The sequence below is a fragment of the Streptomyces sp. NPDC052396 genome, assembly GCF_044593195.1.
Classification (GTDB): domain Bacteria; phylum Actinomycetota; class Actinomycetes; order Streptomycetales; family Streptomycetaceae; genus Streptomyces.
On the sequence record NZ_JBIUAW010000001.1, the window covers coordinates 187,547 to 202,667 of the forward strand.

Here is a 15,121-nt window from a genome sequence, read left to right on the forward strand (position 1 = left end):
CCGCGTCAGTCCTTGTACTTGGGTTCCGGTGGGGCGGTGATCCCGAGATCGGCGGACGCCAGCCACTTGCGGTAGGCGACCATCCAGGGGCTGTCGGGTCCGCCGCGGCGATAGTCCTCCAGAACCGCGTTGACCCGGCGTACCAGGTCCGTGGCGCCCAGGTTCATCGCCACGCCGTAGAACTCGGTGGTGAACGGTTTGCCGACCAGTCCCACGGACGGGTCCTGGGCCGCCTGTCCGGCGGCCAGGGCGTTGTCGGTGAGCACTGCATCGACCTGGCCCAGTTGCAGCCGCACCAGACAGTCGAGCTGGTTGGGCACATGCAGCACGGTGGAGCCGTGGCTGTTGGCGGCCAGTTCGGACTCGGCGGTGGAACCGCTGGCCGCGCACACCCGGCGGCCGCTCAGCGAGGCGTCGTCGAATCCCTTGACCGGGCTGCCCTTGGGGGCCAGCAGCTGCTGGCCGGCCTCGAAGTAGGCGGTGGAGAAGGCGACTTCCCGGATCCGGGTGCAGTTGACGGTCATGGTACGGGCGACAATGTCCACCTTGCCGGACTTCAGGGCGGGGATGCGCTGGTTGGTGGGGATGGCAAGGAAGATCACCTTGTCGGGGTCGCCCAGCAGGGACTTGGCGATGGCCCGCACCAGGTCGATGTCGAATCCGCTCAACTCGCCGGTGGACGGGTCGCGGTAGCCCCAGCGGTAACTGTTCTGGTCGATGCCGGCGATCAGTTTGCCGCGTTCCTTGATCCGCCGCACCGCCGGCCCGTCCTCGGTGGACGGGCGCAGGCTGGCCTCCGGGCCGACGCAGGTGTCGGCGGGGGCCTGGGCGTGGTGCGCGGCCCTGGGGGCCGGCGTACGGCCGAGGCCGCCGGCCGAGGTGGGCACCAGCGCCGCGGCCGTGGTGGCCAGCGCGCACACCACCGCGGCGGCCGCCCCCGCGGTGGAGGACCTCATGCCGCTGCGTCCGCTCATGCGCTCTCCCCTGGTCATCCATCCCCTGGTCATCGCTGCCCTGGCCCTGGACGCCCTGGTCTTGGCCGCCCTGGTCACCGGTGCCCTGGTCATCGGTACTCCGACAGCCGGCGGCCGATGCCGAGCACCACACCCAGCGCCCCCAGCAGGGCCAGCGCGGCGGCGCCCACGGCCAGCCCGGTCAGCGCCCCCCGGCCGTCGTCGGCCGAGTGCCGGAACTCACCCTGCTCATGGTCCAGGGCCTGCTGCAGCTGTGCGTCCACCCGGTCGAAGGACTCGCCGGTGCTGTCCCGGTCGCCGATCACCATGGGCAGCGCCTTGGCGTAGTCGCCGCCGTCGTCCACCGCCCGTTCCTGCTGGTGCCGTTGGCGCCACTGCTGGGCGAAGCCGACGGCCCGGGACACCGGGTCCCGCCCGCCCCGGCCGTCGGCCAGCGTCCGGGCGCGCTCCAGCAGGCCGCCGACCGGGGCGGAGGCGGCCGGGTCACCGGCCAGCTGGCGCATATTCAGGCGGTAACTCTCCTCGTAGGCATCGTGGTTGTCGCCGGTGACCACGGCGCCACGGGCGACCAGGGTGAGGTTCTCCGCACCGCGGGCCTGGAGCGAGGCGATCCGGGCGGTGTGCAGCACATCCATGGACTTGGCCCCGTGCGCGTAGGAGCCGCTCAGGTCGGCGCAGGCCACGCCATGGCCCGCGGTCAGCCACAGCAGGGCCACCGTGGTGGCGGCGGTGGCGGCCAGCAGGCCCTGGCTGAACACCCGGTTGGTACGGCGGTATTCACGGTGCTGCGCCCAGCCCAGGGCGCCCAGCGTCAGCACCCCGGCGGCCAGGGCGAACCAGGGCCAGGACTCGGCGTCGCGGTAGTCGGCGCGCAGCCGGCCGGTCTCCGCCTCATAGAGCTTGCGGGCGGCGGGCAGCAGCTCCAGGCGCATCTGGTCGCTGGCGTAGCGCAGATAGGCGCCGCCCAGCGGCAGGCCCTGCCGGTTGTTGGCCCGGGCGGACTCCACCAGTCCGGTGTAGGCGGGCAGTTGCTGGTTGAGCCTGGTGATCTGGGTGTGCTCGAAGGACGCCCGGTCGGCGTTGGCGGCCGCCTTCACCAGCAGTTCGGAGGCGGTGGCGATGTCCTTCTCATAGCGTTCGCGAACGGCCCGCGGCTCCTTGCCGCCGGCCAGGAAGCCGCTGGCGGCGGTGGTGTCGGCGTCGGCGAGCGAACGGTAGATATCGGCGGCCGCGGCGCTCAGCGGCTGGCTGTGGCCCACCACCGCGTCGGCGGCCGCCGAGCGGTCGCTGACCTGCCAGGCGGTGATGGCGCCGAAGGCGAGCAGCAGCGCGGCCAGGCCGGCGCCGATGACGCGCAGCCGGCCCGGCTCGGTTGTGGTCGCCGCCGTCCGGACGCGTCTGAGCCCCTCACGCGCTGCGGCGAGCCCGGAGCGCGCGGCCGAAGCGCGCCCCGGGGCCGCGCCGGATCGCTGCGGGTGTGACACGTGACCCCCCCTTGGTCGCTGGTGGCACCCCTTCGCCCCGGGCGGCGGGGAACGGGTGCCTGGCCAGCAGTATGGCCGCCGGGGCTGACAAAGACACCGGTTATGCGGTGATCTTGTTCAGATCGCGACGCTGGGGAGGGTCCGGGGCGGTTTCCGGGCGGTTCTCGGGTTAGTTGAGGTCCGCGCCGTCCAGGGCGTCGACCGCGGCCCGGGTGGCCGCCAGCGGGGTGGCGAAGGACTGGTAGGCGTTGATGACGCTGCTCCAGGTGCCGTCGGCGTTGGGGATCAGGTGCAGCTCGCGGCCGTCGATGGAGGCGGTGTACGAGCCGTCGCCGTGCGGGGCGCCGGTGATGTGGCGGTCGTGGTAGATCTCGTCGAAGGCGGGCGGGCAGTGCCGGGTCGCGGTGGCGGCCCGCCCAACCGCTGTCGGGCCGTGGGCGGTTGCGGCGGACGCGGCCGGTATGGCGAGGGCGGTGATGGCTGCGGCGGTGAGGGTGGTGAGGGTCAGGCGGCGGGTGGGCTTCATGTGTGGTCCCCCTTGCGGTGTTTGCGTGCTTGCTTGCTTGCCAACGCGTGTTCGGGCACGCGAATTCCTTGATCGATTCGCTGACGGGAATGCGGGGGCCTGCGGCGGGCGGGTGGGTTTGTTCGGCTCGCCGCCGGTGCGCGGAATTTTTCGTTCCGGGGGGCGAAGTTGCCGTTCCGGCGGGAGGGTTACCGCTTGTGCGGGGCTGGTGCCGTGGATTTTGCGGATGCCGCCGTTGTGCGGTGAGTTGCCTCACGCGGTGCGAATTGGCTAGTGGGGTGGGGGGATTGGGTGTCGTGTTGTCGGGTGCGGGTTGTTGGTGGCTGGTCGCGCAGTTCCCCGCGCCCCTGAGGGGCGCCCTGGGGGGCGCGGCTTACGGGTGATCTTGCGTGAAAGCCCCGGTGTTCACGCCGGGGATGAAACGCATCTCAAGACTGCTCTGACCCGCAGGCCAGAGCGGATGCTTTTGCTGCTCGATGTACTGGCGGACGATCGCCAACGGCGCCCTGCCGCATGAGGCTGAGAAGTACGAGGGCGACCACAAGTGCCCATGCATGACGGCGCGGTTGATCCGGCCGGTGAACTCCTGCCGTATCCGGCGAGCGGAGACTGTCTTGAGGCTGTTGACCAGCTTGAGACGGCAGCCTTCGGCGGGTAGTTGATCAGCAGGTGGACATGATCGCGTTCGCCGTTGAACTCCTTCAGCTCCGCCTCGAAGTCCTCGCACACCTTGCGCATGATCTCCTCGCAGCGCGTCAGTTTCTCATCGGTGAACATTTGGCGCCGGTACTTCGGCATGAAGACCAAGTGCACATGCATCGCTGAAACCACGTGTCTTCCACGCCTGTAGTCGTTCTCCTCTCCCATGACGCCAACCCTGGATAGGATCCTGGGTGTGCAGCTGCGCTACAACTACCGGGCCTACCCGGACGCTTGCCAGCGCCGTGCGCTGGCCCAGGCGTTCGGGTGCGCCAGAGTGGTGTGGAACGACTGCCTGCGCGACCGGAAGGAAGCACACGCGGCAGGGCTGCCGTATGTGACGTCGGCCGAGTTGTCGCGGCTTCGTATCACCCAGGCCAAGCGCACCGCCGAACGGGCCTGGCTCGCCGAGGTGTCGGCGGTCGTCCTGCAACAGTCCCTGCGGGACCTGGACACGGCCTACAAGAACTTCTTCGACAGCCTCAAGGGCAAGCGGCAGGGCCAGAAGGCCGGTCCGCCCCGCTACAAGTCGAAGAAGGACACCCGGCAGTCGGTCCGCCTCAACACCAACGCCTTCTCCGTCCAGGACGATGGCACGGTGTACGTGGCCAAGGTCGGCAACCTCAAGGTGACGTGGTCCCGCCGGCTTCCGGCCGCGCCCACGTCCCTGACCGTCACCAAGGACAGCTGTGGCCGGTACTTCCTCAGCTTCGTCGTGGACACCGAGGCAGACATCCTCCCCGAGCTGGACACCGAGGCCGGTATTGACCTCGGCCTGTCCGCGTTCGCGGTCCTCTCCGACGGGACGAAGATCAGCGCCCCGCGTTTCCTGCGCCGGGCCGAGAAGAAACTCAAGCGCCTCCAACGGGAGTTGTCCCGCAAAGCCAAGGGATCGAAGAACCGGGCCAAGGCCCGTATCAAGGTCGCACGCCAGCACGCCAAAGTGGCCGACCGACGCCGGGACTGGCACCACAAGGAATCCACGAAGATCATTCGCGACAACCAAGCGGTGTATGTGGAGGACCTCGCGGTGTCCGGCCTCGGCCGCACCCGGCTCGCCAAGTCCGTGCACGACGCGGGATGGTCCGCGTTCGTCCGGATGCTGGCGTACAAGGCGGTCAAGCACGGCCGCGCCTTCGTCAAAGTGGGCCGGGCCTTCCCGTCCTCGCAGATCTGCTCGGCCTGCGGATTTAGGGACGGCCCCAAACCCCTGCACATCCGCGAGTGGACGTGCAGCGCATGCGGCACCGTGCACGACCGCGACCACAACGCAGCCCGCAACGTCCTCTTCGAAGGACGCCGAATCGTCGCCGTCGGACGGGCGGAGACTCTAAACGCCTCGTGGAGCGCGGGTAAGACCAGGACGAAAGTCCCGGCACAGCGCGGTGAAGCAGGAAGCCCCCGGAAGGGTCAGACGACCCAGGCCGGAATCCCTGGCCTTTAGGCCAGGGAGCATGTCAAGGGGTGTCGCTGGAGAAGTGGGTGCGCAAGTGGTGGTACGCGGTGGCGGGAGCCCTGGCGTGGTCCAGGGAGAGGAGGGCGGCGCCCAGGAGTGGTGGTGCGTGGGTCAGTCGCGGTACGGCCTTGGGGGCGTGCTCGGCCAGGAGTTCAAGGACCCGGCCGGTCAGCAGGGGCTGGCCGGAGGCCAGGATGCCACCGCCGAGCACCACCGGAACCTCCGCTTCCAGGAGGTCCAGGCGGCGTAGCGCCACGGTCGCCATGGTGACGATCTCCGCCGCCTGCCGGGCGATCAGCGCCCGGGCCACCGCGTCCCCGGAGTTCGCCACCGCGAAGAGCACCGGCACCAAGTCATAGCGGCAGGCGGGTGGCAGCGCACCCAGGTGCAGCGCCTGGATGAGGGCGGGCATGTCCGGCAGGCCGAAGTGGGCGGGCAGGGCGCGGGCCAGTTCGCTGGGTTCGCCCCGGCCGTCGTCCGCCCGGGCCGCCGACCACAGGGCCTCCTCCGCCAGGCAACCGCCGCCGCCCCAGTCGCCGGAAAGCCGCCCCAGCGCGGGGAACCGGGCGCTGCGCCCGGGCGGTGCCAGGCCCGCGCAGTTGATGCCCGCGCCGCACACCACCGCCACGCCCCGGGGCGGGACGCCGTCGGGCAGTCCGGTGCGCAGCAGGGCGAAGGTGTCATTGGCGACGGTGACCGTGCGGCCCCAGTTCCGGCGGCCGATCTCGGCGGTGAACTCCGCCTCCTCGACCGGGAAATCGGCGTTGGCCAGGCAGGCCTGGACATGGTCCACCGGGGCGGTACGGGGGAGTTGGGCCAGCAGCCGGGCCAGGGCGTCCAGCGCGGCGCCGGTGCCGGTGGTCTGTGGCCGGAAGCCGAGGCCGCGCACCGTGCCCAGCACCGTGCCGTCGCGGTCCAGCAGTGCCATGTCCGTTTTGCTGTTGCCCGCGTCAATGGCCAGCAGGGTCCCGGTCACGCCCATGGCAAGTGCTCCCGGTTGTGGGCGATCAGCGCGTCGGTGAGCCGCTCCGCGTACTCGATCTGTCCGACCAGGGGGTGGGCCAGCAGCGTCTGGAAGACCCGGTCCCGGCCGCCGTGCAGGGCGGCGTCCAGGGCCAGCCGTTCATAGGCGGTGACCTGGGCGACCAGCCCGGCGTAGAGCGGCTCCAGGGGGCGTACGGGCAGAGGGTGCGCGCCCTGGCCGTCCACCGTGGCGGGCACCTCCACCACCGCGTCGTCCGGCAGGAAGGGCAGGGTGCCACGGTTGAGGGTGTTGACCACCTGGACCTGGCCGGTGTCGCGCAGCAGTGCGGCGGTGAGCGCCACGGCCGCCTCCGAGTAGAAGGCGCCGCCGCGGCGGGTCAGCAGCTCCGGCTTCTCGTCCAGCGCCGGGTCGCGGTACATCCGGAGCAACTCGCGCTCCAGCGCGGCGACTTCCTCGGCCCGGGTGGGCTTGCCATGTGATTCCCGGACCACCGCGTCATGCTGGTAGAAGTAGCGCAGATAGTACGAGGGCACCACGCCCAGCCGGTCCAGCAGCGTCCGCGGCAGCTTCAGGTCGGCGGCGATCTCCGCACCGTGTTCGGCCAGCAGCCGGGGCAGCACATCCCGGCCGTCGACGCGCACCGCCCGTTCCCAGGTGAGGTGGTTGAGGCCGATGTGCTCCAGCTCCACCTGATGTGGCTGGACACCCAGCAGGCCGGCGAACTTCCGCTGGAAGCCGATGGCGACATTGCACAGCCCCACCGCGCGGTGTCCGGCGGTCAGCAGGGCGCGGGTGACGATGCCCACCGGATTGGTGAAGTCCACCAGCCAGGCGGCCGGGTTGCGGCGCCGTACCCGCTCCGCGATGTCCAGCACCACCGGCACCGTGCGCAGCGCCTTGGCCAGCCCGCCCGCGCCGGTGGTCTCCTGCCCCACGCAGCCGCACTCCAGCGGCCAGGTCTCGTCCCGTTGTCTGGCCGCCTGGCCGCCCACCCGCAGTTGCAGCAGCACCGCGTCCGCGCCGTCCACGCCCGCGTCCAGGTCGGCGGTCCAGGTGATCCGGCCGGGGTGGCCCTGCCGGGCGAAGATCCGCCGGGCCAGCCGGCCGACCGGCTCCAGCCGGCCGGCGGCCGGGTCGACCAGCACCAGCTCGGTCAGCGGCAGCTCCGCGCGCAACCGGGCGAAGCCGTCGATGAGTTCGGGGGTGTAGGTGGAACCTCCGCCGATCACGGCGAGCTTCATCGGTCATCAGCCCCTTGTGTCGAAGACGGTGTCACGGGTCAGGGCGAGCGCGGTGCGCAGGGCGCCGGTGAGGACCGGCGAGTCGGTCACCGCGCCCAGGCGCACCAGCGGTCTGGGCAGCGCGAGTCCGGTCAGCTCCTGCTCGACCGCGGCCCGCAGCCGTTCGCCGCCCGCCCGGCACACCGCTCCGGAGAGCACCACCAGTTCCGGGTCCACCACGGCGATGACCGCGGCCAGGCCGGTGGCCAGCCGCCGGCCCAGCTCGGTGAGCACGGCGTCCCCGGCGCCCGGGGTGGCGGCGACCGCCAGGGCCAGTGCCTCGGTGGCGGTGGCGGCCGGCAGGCCGTGTTCGCGGGCGAGTTCCACCACGGCGGGGGAGCCGGCCAGCATCTGGAAGCCGCCGCCGGCATCCGGCCGGGCGGTGGCCTGGGGGCCGCCGCGCGCCAGCGGGGCGCCGGGCAGCGGCATATAGCCGATCTCGCCGGCGCCCCCGGTGGCCCCGCGCAGCGGGCTGCCGCCCAGCACAATGGCGGCGCCCACGCCCTGGTCGGCCCAGAGCAGCACAAAGTCGGTGAAGTCCTGGGCGGCGCCCAGGTGTTGCTCGGCGGTCGCGGCCAGGTTGACGTCGTTCTCGATGACCACCGGGGAGCCCAGCAGCGCGGCGAGGTCCTCGAGCAGGGAACGAGAGTGCCAGGCCGGCAGATGGGGCGCGTAGCGCAGCCGTCCGGTGCGCGGGTCCAGGGCGCCGGGGGTGCCGATGACGGTGTGGCGCGGCGCGTCCCGGGGGACCCCGGTGGCGGCCAGCGCGCCGGCGAGGGCCTCGGCGGCCGGCTTCAGGGTGTGCCGGGAGCCCAAGTCGCCGGTGGGCACCCGGTGTTGGCCGACCACCCGGCCGGTGAGGTCGGCGATGGCCGCGGTGATGCCCTGCGGGTCCACGGCCAGGGCGGCCGCATGGCCGGCGGCCGGATTCACCTCGTACAGCTGGGCGTTGGGGCCCGGCCGGCCGGTGAGGCTGCCGGTCCGGCGGACCAGCCCGGCCTGCTCCAGCCGGGCCAGCAGCTGGGAGGCGGTGGGCTTGGACAACCCGGTGAGCTCGCCCAGCCGGGGGCGGGTCAGCGGGCCGTGGGCGAGCAGCAGTTCCAGTGCGGCCCGGTCGTTGATGGCCCGCAGCAGGCTGGGGGTGCCGGTGACCGGGGGCATGGCCGCCTCGTCGACTGTTAGGAAACTTTCCTATCGGCGAGGACGCTAAGGCGGTGCCCGACGCCCCGTCAAGAACCGCGTCACCGCCGGGTGCGGACCGCCTGTGGCTGATCGCGCAGTTCCCCGCGCCCCTGCGGGGGCGCGGCGGTCACTTGCCCAGCGTCGGTCCCGGCGGGATCGGCGCCGTGGCCAGCGACTGCGGCGAGGAGGGGTTGCCCAGCGCGGAGGGGGCGGCCATGGCGGCGGTGGGGTCGGGGGCTGCGCCCTGGTCGGCGGTCGCGGACGGGGCGGCGCCCAGCCGGATGCCGGCCGCGTCCAGCGCGCCCTTGATCCGCCAGCGCAGCTCCCGCTCCACGCCCGCCGCCTCGCCGGGCGCGGTCTTGGCCTGGATGCGGACCACCACCGAGTCCAGCGCCAGCGAGTCCAGGCCCATCACCTCGACCGGCTCCCAGAGCTTCTCGTCCCAGGGAGCGCTCTTGGCCATCTCCTCGCCCACCGCGGCTATCACCTCGCGGGCCCGCTCCAGGTCCTCGTCATAGCGGAGGGTGACATCCACCTCGGCCTGGGACCAGCCCTGGCTGAGGTTGCCGATCCGCTTGACCTCGCCGTTGCGCACGTACCAGATGGCCCCATTGGCCCCGCGCAGCTTGGTCACCCGCAGTCCGACCTCCACCACGGTGCCCTTGGCCACGCCCGCGTCGATCTCGTCGCCGACGCCGTACTGGTCCTCAAGGATCATGAACACGCCGGACAGGAAGTCGGTGACCAGGTTGCGCGCGCCAAAACCGATGGCCACACCCGCCACACCGGCACTGGCCAGCAGCGGAGCCAGGTTGATCTTGAGCACCGAGAGCACCGTCAGGGCCGCTGTGCCCATGATCACAAAGGAGGCCACGCTGCGCAGCACCGATCCAATGGCCTCCGAGCGCTGCCGCCGCCGTTCGGCGTTGACCAGCAGGCCGCCCAGGGCCGTGTGGTCCACCGCCTCCACGGTGCGGTTCATCCGGGCTATCAGCTTGGTGATGGCACGCCGGATCAGCGACCGCATCACGACCGCTATCACCACGATCAGAATGATGCGCAGGCTGTTGGTGAGCCAGACGGACCAGTTCTGCTCGACCCAGCCGGCGGCGTTGTTGGCCGTGCGCTGGGCTTCGTCGATGGAATTGGGACGGGGAGTCGGAATAGGACGGGGAGTCGAGTCTGCGGCGACCAAGGCAGCGGACCGAAACACAGCGGGAACCCTTCGTCATGTCTTTCACCGGTCCGCGAGCGGACGGACCGGCCGACCCACCACACTAACGGGGCAGGGCCAGTGATCCGTTGCTGTGTTCGAAGTGAGGCAGGTCCTGTGCGGGGATGACCGAGGTGTGTCACAAAACACCTGTGACCCGTTACCCGCCGATGGTGGCGCCATGACCAGCGGCCAGGGGACACTTGCAGGAGATCGTCCCGGCGCGAGCCACGCGCCGCCGGCGTACAGGGAGGCACCCGTGCCGCATGTTCTGGTCCTCAACGCGTCGTACGAGCCGCTCGGCGTCGTACCGCTCCGCCGCGCGCTCATACTCGTCCTCAACGAGAAGGCGATCAGCCTTGAGGACACCGGCGCCTATCTGCACAGCGCGTCCTGCACCATCCCCGCACCCAGTGTCGTAAGGCTCAAGCGCTTTGTGCGGATCCCCTTTCGGGGCCCGGTTCCGCTCACCCGCCGCGCGCTCTTCGCCCGCGACGGCGGCCGTTGCGCATACTGCGGTGGCGTCGCAACCAGCGTCGATCACGTCGTCCCGCGCAGCCGTGGCGGTCAGCACTCCTGGGAGAACGTGGTGGCCGCCTGCCGGCGCTGCAACCATGTCAAGGCCGACCGCCATGTCTCCGAGCTGGGCTGGCGGCTACGTCATCAGCCCGCCCCGCCCACCGGCCTGGCCTGGCGCATCATCGGCACAGGACATAGGGATCCGCGCTGGCTGCCTTACTTGGAGGCATACGGCGCGGAGGACGCGATGGCCCGGATCGACGGCATCTCTGCCTGAGAGGACCGGGCCATCGTCGTATCGGCGATGGCCCGGTCCATGGGCCGGCACGCCGGCACCGGTTTGCGGTTCGTTTGCAGATCGTTGATTGTCCATTGATCGCCGCCCACGAGAGTCGGACCGACCCGGTTTCCGGCAATCGAGAGGTTTGCGATGAACTTCAGCCGCCCCACCAGACACACCGCCCGGCGCACTGCGCGACGCGCGGCCGCCACCGCCGCGGCCTCCGCACTGCTCGCCGTGACCGGCCTGCTCACCGCCGGGGGCACCGCCCAGGCCGAGGGGACGCTGCCCCAGGACGCGCTGGGCAATGGTGCGACGCTCGGGCCCGGCCAGCACTTCGACGTCGGCGACACCAGCCTGACCATGCGGGAGGACGGCGACCTCGCCCTGGTCACCACCTCGGGCGGGGTGGAGCAGCAGAAGTGGCACACGGACACCGCCGGGCGCGGCCACCAGGCCGTGATGCGGTCCGATGGCGAGCTGGTGGTCTCCGACGGGAACCAGAATGTGGTGTGGCAGAGCGGGACCGCGAACTGTATGCACATGGAGTACAAGCGGCTCGCGGTGTCCCCCGGCGGCAACATGATGATCTACGAGACCCGGCCCGACACCGACAAGCCCGACAGCGAGGCCCCGTACCGCGTCGCCGCCTGGTCGACGCTGTTCGGCTACGGGCCGCAGTGCGCCACCCGGTGACGTCCCCGCTCCGGTTCGCCCTGCTGGGCCCGGTCCGTGCCTGGCACGGCGACACCGAGGTGGACCTGGGCCGCCCCCAGCAGCGCGAGGTGCTCTCGGTGCTGCTGGCGGCCGCCGGGCGGACGGTGTCGGTACCGCTGATCATCGACGCGGTATGGGACGAGGGCGACCGCCCGGCCCGGCCGGAGCACGCGGTGCGCACCCATATCTGGCGGCTGCGCCGCGCCCTGGCCCGGCACACCGGCGAGCCGCCGCTGGACACCGTGGGCGACGGCTATGCGCTGCGGGTACCCCACCAGGCCGTGGACGCCTGGTCCTTTGTACGGGCCCTGTCCCGGGCCGAGCGGTTACGGGCCGCGGGCGGCACCCCCGGCCGGGCCCGCGAGGTGATCACCGAGGCGCTGGCCTGCTGGTCCGCCGAGCCGCTGGCCGGGCTGTACGGGCCGCACGCCCGGGCGCTGCGCACCCGGCTGTCCGGGGTGCGGCAGTCCCTGCTGGAAGCCCGCCTGGAACTGGACGGCGAGCTGGGCGACCGGCCCCACCTGGCCGCCGAGGCCGGCGCCCTGGTGGTGGAGTACCCGGCCAGCCAGCGGCTGCGCGCGGTGCAGATGCTGGCGCTGTACCGGGCCGGCCGGCAGGCCGAGGCGCTGGGCGTCTACGAGGACACCCGGCGTTTCCTGGGCCCGGCGACCGCCCCCGGCGAGCCGTTGCGCCAACTGCACGCCCGGATCCTGCGCTCCGACCCGGCACTGCGGCCGGCCGCCCCGTCCGCTGTCCCGGCCGGCACCCTGCCGCCCGCCCTCGGCGACTTCACCGGCCGTACGGCGGAGGTGGCGCACCTCGCCCGGCTGCTGACCGACCCGGACGCCCCCGCCGTGGTGGTCTCCGCGGTCAATGGCATGGCCGGCGTGGGCAAGACGACCCTGGCCGTGCACACCGCCCATGGCCTGGCCGACCGCTTCCCGGACGGGCAGCTCTACGCCGACCTGCGCGGGGCCGACCCCGAGCCGCTGGACCCGCAGTCCGTACTGGCCCGCTTCCTCAGGGAGCTGGGCACCGCGGAAGGGGACGTCCCCGAAGACCGCGAGGAACGCGTCACGCTCTACCGCTCGCTGCTGGCCGACCGCCGGCAGCTGCTGATCCTGGACAACGCCGCCTCCCATGAGCAGGTACGGCCGCTGATCCCCGGCACCGCGGGCTGCGCGGTCCTGGTGACCAGCCGCGCCCGGCTGTCCGGTCTGGCCGGGGCGCACCAGATGCGCCTCGATGTGCTCGCCGCGGACCAGGCGCTGGCCCTGTTGCGCCGTGTCGTCGGCGACCGTCGGGTGGACGCCGAGCCCGAGGCGGCCGCCACCCTGACCGCCGCCTGTGGCCTGCTGCCACTGGCCCTGCGGATCGCCGCCTCCCGGCTGGCCGCCGAACCGGCCCGCACCCTGGCCGAGATGGCCCGCCGGCTGGCCGATCAACGCCGCCGGCTGGACGAACTGCGCTCCGGTGACGTCGCCGTGGAAGCCGCCTTTGAACTCTCCTACTCCCGGCTGGACCCCCAACAGGCCGATGCCTTCCGTCTGTTGTCCCTGCTGGAGGCGGACGACATCGCCCTGCCCTGCGCCGCCGCCCTGCTGGGCGACGACCCGGCCGACCCCGACCACACCGAGGAGCTCCTGGAATCCCTGGTCGACCTCAACCTGCTGGAGTCGCGCAGCCTGGGCCGCTACCACTTCCATGACCTGGTACGGGACTTCGCCCGGGCCAGGAGCGCCCAGGAGGACCAGGCCGCCGCCACCGGCGCCGCCTTCGTCCGGCTGCTGGACTTCCTGCTGGCCACCGCGCGCACCGCGGACGCGGTCGCGCACTCCGCGGACCCCGCCGAACGCGGGCTGATCGAGGCGCCGGTGGCCTCGCCCGGCCTGGACTTCGCCGACGCCCGGGAGGCCACCGGCTGGATGCGCCGGGAAACCCAGGTCCAGCGCGCGGTGCTCGTCCGGGCCTGCGCCGACCCCGCCCTGCCGCTGGCCCAGGCGGTGGACCTGGTCGACCGGCTGAATACGGTGCTCCCCGGCCGCACCCATGTCACCGCGATGGCCGAACTGGCCGGAAAACTGGCCCGGGTGGCCGCCCGCCGGGGCGACCGCCCCGCCGAGGCGCTGGCCCGCTATGTACGCGGCAACGCCCTCTGGCACGCCAACTCCTACCCCATGGCCGAGTTCGAACTCACCCGCTCCCTGGAACTGAGCACCGGCCCGGCCGGCGCACGCCTCCGCGCCTCCGCCCACCTCACCCTGTGCGCCAACGCCCGGGTCAACGGACGCTTTACCGAGGCCGTCGAACACGGGGAGTCCTCCGTGGAGCTCTTCCGCTCTCTCCATGCCCCGGTCGCCGAGGGCACCGCCCTGGGCGAACTGGCCTTCAACTACGCCCGCCTGGGCCGCCTCGCCGAGGCCCGCGCGGCGGCCGAACGCGGCGCCCGGCTGGTCGGCGGCCAGGAGTCGGTCTCCAAGGCCATCGGGCTGTACTACCTGGCCCGGGTGCTGCGCCAGTGCGGGGCCATGGACGAGGCCCTGACCGCCGCCGAGGAAGCGCTGCCCCTCTTTCGCTCCCTGAAGGTGACCGCCTTCGAAGCCGCCACCGGCAATCTGCTGGCCGAACTCCACCTGGCCGAGGGCCGGTTCGCGCTCGCCGCCGAAACCGCCGAGACCTTTCTGCCGCTGGCCCGCCGCACCAGCGGCATGCTGGAGGGCGGCCTGCTCCGGACCCTGGGCCACAGCCTGGCCCACCTGGACCAGCCGGCCCGGGCCCGGGCCTGCCTGGAGGCCGCCCTCGCTCTCTTCGACCACCTTCAGGCGAGGAGCGAGGCGGAACAGACCCGGGAACTGCTGACCGCACTCGCCTGAGGGCGCCCTTGGGCTCAGCCCGGGGCGCCAGCGGTGAGCCCTCTCAGCCGTTCGATCGCCAGCCGGTCGGTGGTCCGGTGCCGGCCACCGAGCCGGTGCACCAGGACCCAGCGGCCGTCGGGGAAGGCCCCGGCGAACACCGAGGCCGTGCCGGTCGCCCCGTTGTGCCAGGTCAGGGCGCCGGCCCGCTGCCAGCTGGGGGCCGGGTCGCCGAGGGCGCGGTCCAGCAGCAGACCGGTCAGCAGCCGGGCGGCGGCACGGGGCGTGGCCCATAGTCCGCCGGCGGGCAGGATGGCGCCGTCCATGGTCCAGGGCGTACGGGGACGTCCGAAAAGGCCGCGAGCCAGCAGCCGGCGGCCGGCGGGCGGGGCGGCGGTGACCAGGCCCGTCAGGCCCAGCGGTGCCAGGACCAGCTCGTCGAGCAACTCGGGGTACGGACGCCCGCCGGCCACGGCCAGCGCGTAACCCAGCACCGAATAGCCGAAGTTGGAGTACAGCTCCCGGCTTCCCGGCGGTGCCGTGCACAGGGAGCCCAGGCGGGGTAGCAGCTCTCGCAGCGCCTGCCCGGTGAAGGCGCGATAGGGGTCGAAGGGGCAGATCCCCGGGGGGAGACGGGGCAGTCCGGAGGTGTGGTCGGCCAGTTGACCGAGGGTGATACCGGTGGCGGGCACGGTGTCCAGCCAGCGATCCAGAGGATCGTCGGGGGAGAGAACGCCCTGCGCGGCGAGGCGGGTCAGCAGGGTGCCGGTCAGCACCTTGGTGAGGGAGCCGATCTCCACAAAGGCGTCGGGGTCATGGCCGTGCCGGACCTCGGTGCCGGACGGGGTCAGGACACAGGTGGGGGTACGTGAAGTCATCGGGATTCCTGGCGGGCTCGGGCTGGCTGATGATCTTGCGCCAGGGCGTCCGGATCCGCAACCGGCTCCTCTCAGA

12 protein-coding genes and 1 pseudogene are annotated in these 15,121 nt (G+C 72.3%); 4 read left to right on the forward strand and 9 right to left on the reverse strand.

The annotated features are described in order from the left end of the window. Positions 1 to 5 precede the first annotated feature (5 nt). The 4 genes and pseudogenes from ACIHFE_RS00910 to tnpA all read right to left on the reverse strand — a co-directional run. Positions 6 to 974: a glutamate ABC transporter substrate-binding protein gene (locus ACIHFE_RS00910; RefSeq protein WP_400103191.1), complete on the reverse strand. Its 969-nt coding sequence runs from the start codon at positions 972 to 974 to the stop codon at positions 6 to 8. A gap of 89 nt (positions 975 to 1,063) precedes the next feature. After that, entirely contained in the window at positions 1,064 to 2,458 is a 1,395-nt protein-coding gene (locus ACIHFE_RS00915) for a hypothetical protein (RefSeq protein ID WP_400103193.1), read from the reverse strand. 169 nt (positions 2,459 to 2,627) lie between these two features. Then, on the reverse strand, positions 2,628 to 2,984 hold the full coding sequence (locus ACIHFE_RS00920) for a tyrosinase family oxidase copper chaperone (protein ID WP_400103195.1): 357 nt from the start codon (positions 2,982 to 2,984) through the stop codon (positions 2,628 to 2,630). Between the two features lie 457 nt (positions 2,985 to 3,441). Next, a pseudogene (tnpA, locus tag ACIHFE_RS00925) lies at positions 3,442 to 3,851 on the reverse strand (IS200/IS605 family transposase); the annotation flags it as partial. Positions 3,852 to 3,879: 28 nt separating this feature from the next. Here tnpA and ACIHFE_RS00930 point away from each other — a divergent pair. Continuing rightward, positions 3,880 to 5,127, forward strand: coding sequence for an RNA-guided endonuclease InsQ/TnpB family protein (locus tag ACIHFE_RS00930; protein WP_400103197.1), 1,248 nt, complete (start codon positions 3,880 to 3,882; stop codon positions 5,125 to 5,127). A 13-nt stretch (positions 5,128 to 5,140) separates the two neighbouring features. Here ACIHFE_RS00930 and ACIHFE_RS00935 read toward each other — a convergent pair whose 3' ends face one another. The 4 genes from ACIHFE_RS00935 to ACIHFE_RS00950 all read right to left on the reverse strand — a co-directional run bounded on the left by ACIHFE_RS00935 (position 5,141) and on the right by ACIHFE_RS00950 (position 9,799). Further along, positions 5,141 to 6,121 (reverse strand): N-acetylglucosamine kinase, encoded by a 981-nt coding sequence (locus ACIHFE_RS00935; protein WP_400103199.1) that lies wholly within the window; start codon positions 6,119 to 6,121, stop codon positions 5,141 to 5,143. Continuing rightward, entirely contained in the window at positions 6,112 to 7,365 is a 1,254-nt protein-coding gene (locus ACIHFE_RS00940; RefSeq protein WP_400103201.1) for a 6-phospho-beta-glucosidase, read from the reverse strand. The genes ACIHFE_RS00935 and ACIHFE_RS00940 overlap by 10 nt, the downstream gene beginning before the upstream one ends. A gap of 6 nt (positions 7,366 to 7,371) precedes the next feature. Next, positions 7,372 to 8,565, reverse strand: coding sequence for an ROK family protein (locus ACIHFE_RS00945; protein ID WP_400103203.1), 1,194 nt, complete (start codon positions 8,563 to 8,565; stop codon positions 7,372 to 7,374). 148 nt (positions 8,566 to 8,713) lie between these two features. Continuing rightward, the gene (locus ACIHFE_RS00950; protein WP_400103205.1) at positions 8,714 to 9,799 is read right to left on the reverse strand and encodes a mechanosensitive ion channel family protein; all 1,086 of its coding nucleotides are present in this window, start codon (positions 9,797 to 9,799) and stop codon (positions 8,714 to 8,716) included. Between the two features lie 259 nt (positions 9,800 to 10,058). Here ACIHFE_RS00950 and ACIHFE_RS00955 point away from each other — a divergent pair, with 259 nt between their 5' ends. From ACIHFE_RS00955 to ACIHFE_RS00965, 3 genes are all read left to right on the forward strand, one after another. Continuing rightward, positions 10,059 to 10,595 (forward strand): HNH endonuclease, encoded by a 537-nt coding sequence (locus tag ACIHFE_RS00955; RefSeq protein WP_400103207.1) that lies wholly within the window; start codon positions 10,059 to 10,061, stop codon positions 10,593 to 10,595. Between the two features lie 153 nt (positions 10,596 to 10,748). After that, positions 10,749 to 11,294, forward strand: a complete 546-nt coding sequence (locus tag ACIHFE_RS00960; protein ID WP_400103209.1) for a hypothetical protein — start codon at positions 10,749 to 10,751, stop codon at positions 11,292 to 11,294. After that, the gene (locus ACIHFE_RS00965) at positions 11,291 to 14,188 is read left to right on the forward strand and encodes a BTAD domain-containing putative transcriptional regulator (RefSeq protein WP_400103211.1); all 2,898 of its coding nucleotides are present in this window, start codon (positions 11,291 to 11,293) and stop codon (positions 14,186 to 14,188) included. The genes ACIHFE_RS00960 and ACIHFE_RS00965 overlap by 4 nt, the downstream gene beginning before the upstream one ends. Positions 14,189 to 14,202: 14 nt before the next feature. Here ACIHFE_RS00965 and ACIHFE_RS00970 read toward each other — a convergent pair whose 3' ends face one another. Continuing rightward, positions 14,203 to 15,045 carry a serine hydrolase domain-containing protein gene (locus tag ACIHFE_RS00970; protein WP_400103213.1) on the reverse strand — a complete coding sequence of 281 codons (843 nt, stop codon included), beginning with the start codon at positions 15,043 to 15,045 and terminating at the stop codon, positions 14,203 to 14,205. Positions 15,046 to 15,121 lie beyond the last annotated feature (76 nt).

Excerpts from the sequence above, each read along its gene's own strand:
- ACIHFE_RS00910 (WP_400103191.1), bottom strand. The coding sequence starts at position 974 with ATGAGCGGACGCAGCGGCATGAGGTCCTCCACCGCGGGGGCGGCCGCC.
- ACIHFE_RS00945 (WP_400103203.1), bottom strand. The coding sequence starts at position 8,565 with ATGCCCCCGGTCACCGGCACCCCCAGCCTGCTGCGGGCCATCAACGAC.
- ACIHFE_RS00970 (WP_400103213.1), bottom strand. The coding sequence starts at position 15,045 with ATGACTTCACGTACCCCCACCTGTGTCCTGACCCCGTCCGGCACCGAG.
- ACIHFE_RS00920 (WP_400103195.1), bottom strand. The coding sequence starts at position 2,984 with ATGAAGCCCACCCGCCGCCTGACCCTCACCACCCTCACCGCCGCAGCC.
- ACIHFE_RS00935 (WP_400103199.1), bottom strand. The coding sequence starts at position 6,121 with ATGGGCGTGACCGGGACCCTGCTGGCCATTGACGCGGGCAACAGCAAA.
- ACIHFE_RS00960 (WP_400103209.1), top strand. The coding sequence starts at position 10,749 with ATGAACTTCAGCCGCCCCACCAGACACACCGCCCGGCGCACTGCGCGA.
- ACIHFE_RS00940 (WP_400103201.1), bottom strand. The coding sequence starts at position 7,365 with ATGAAGCTCGCCGTGATCGGCGGAGGTTCCACCTACACCCCCGAACTC.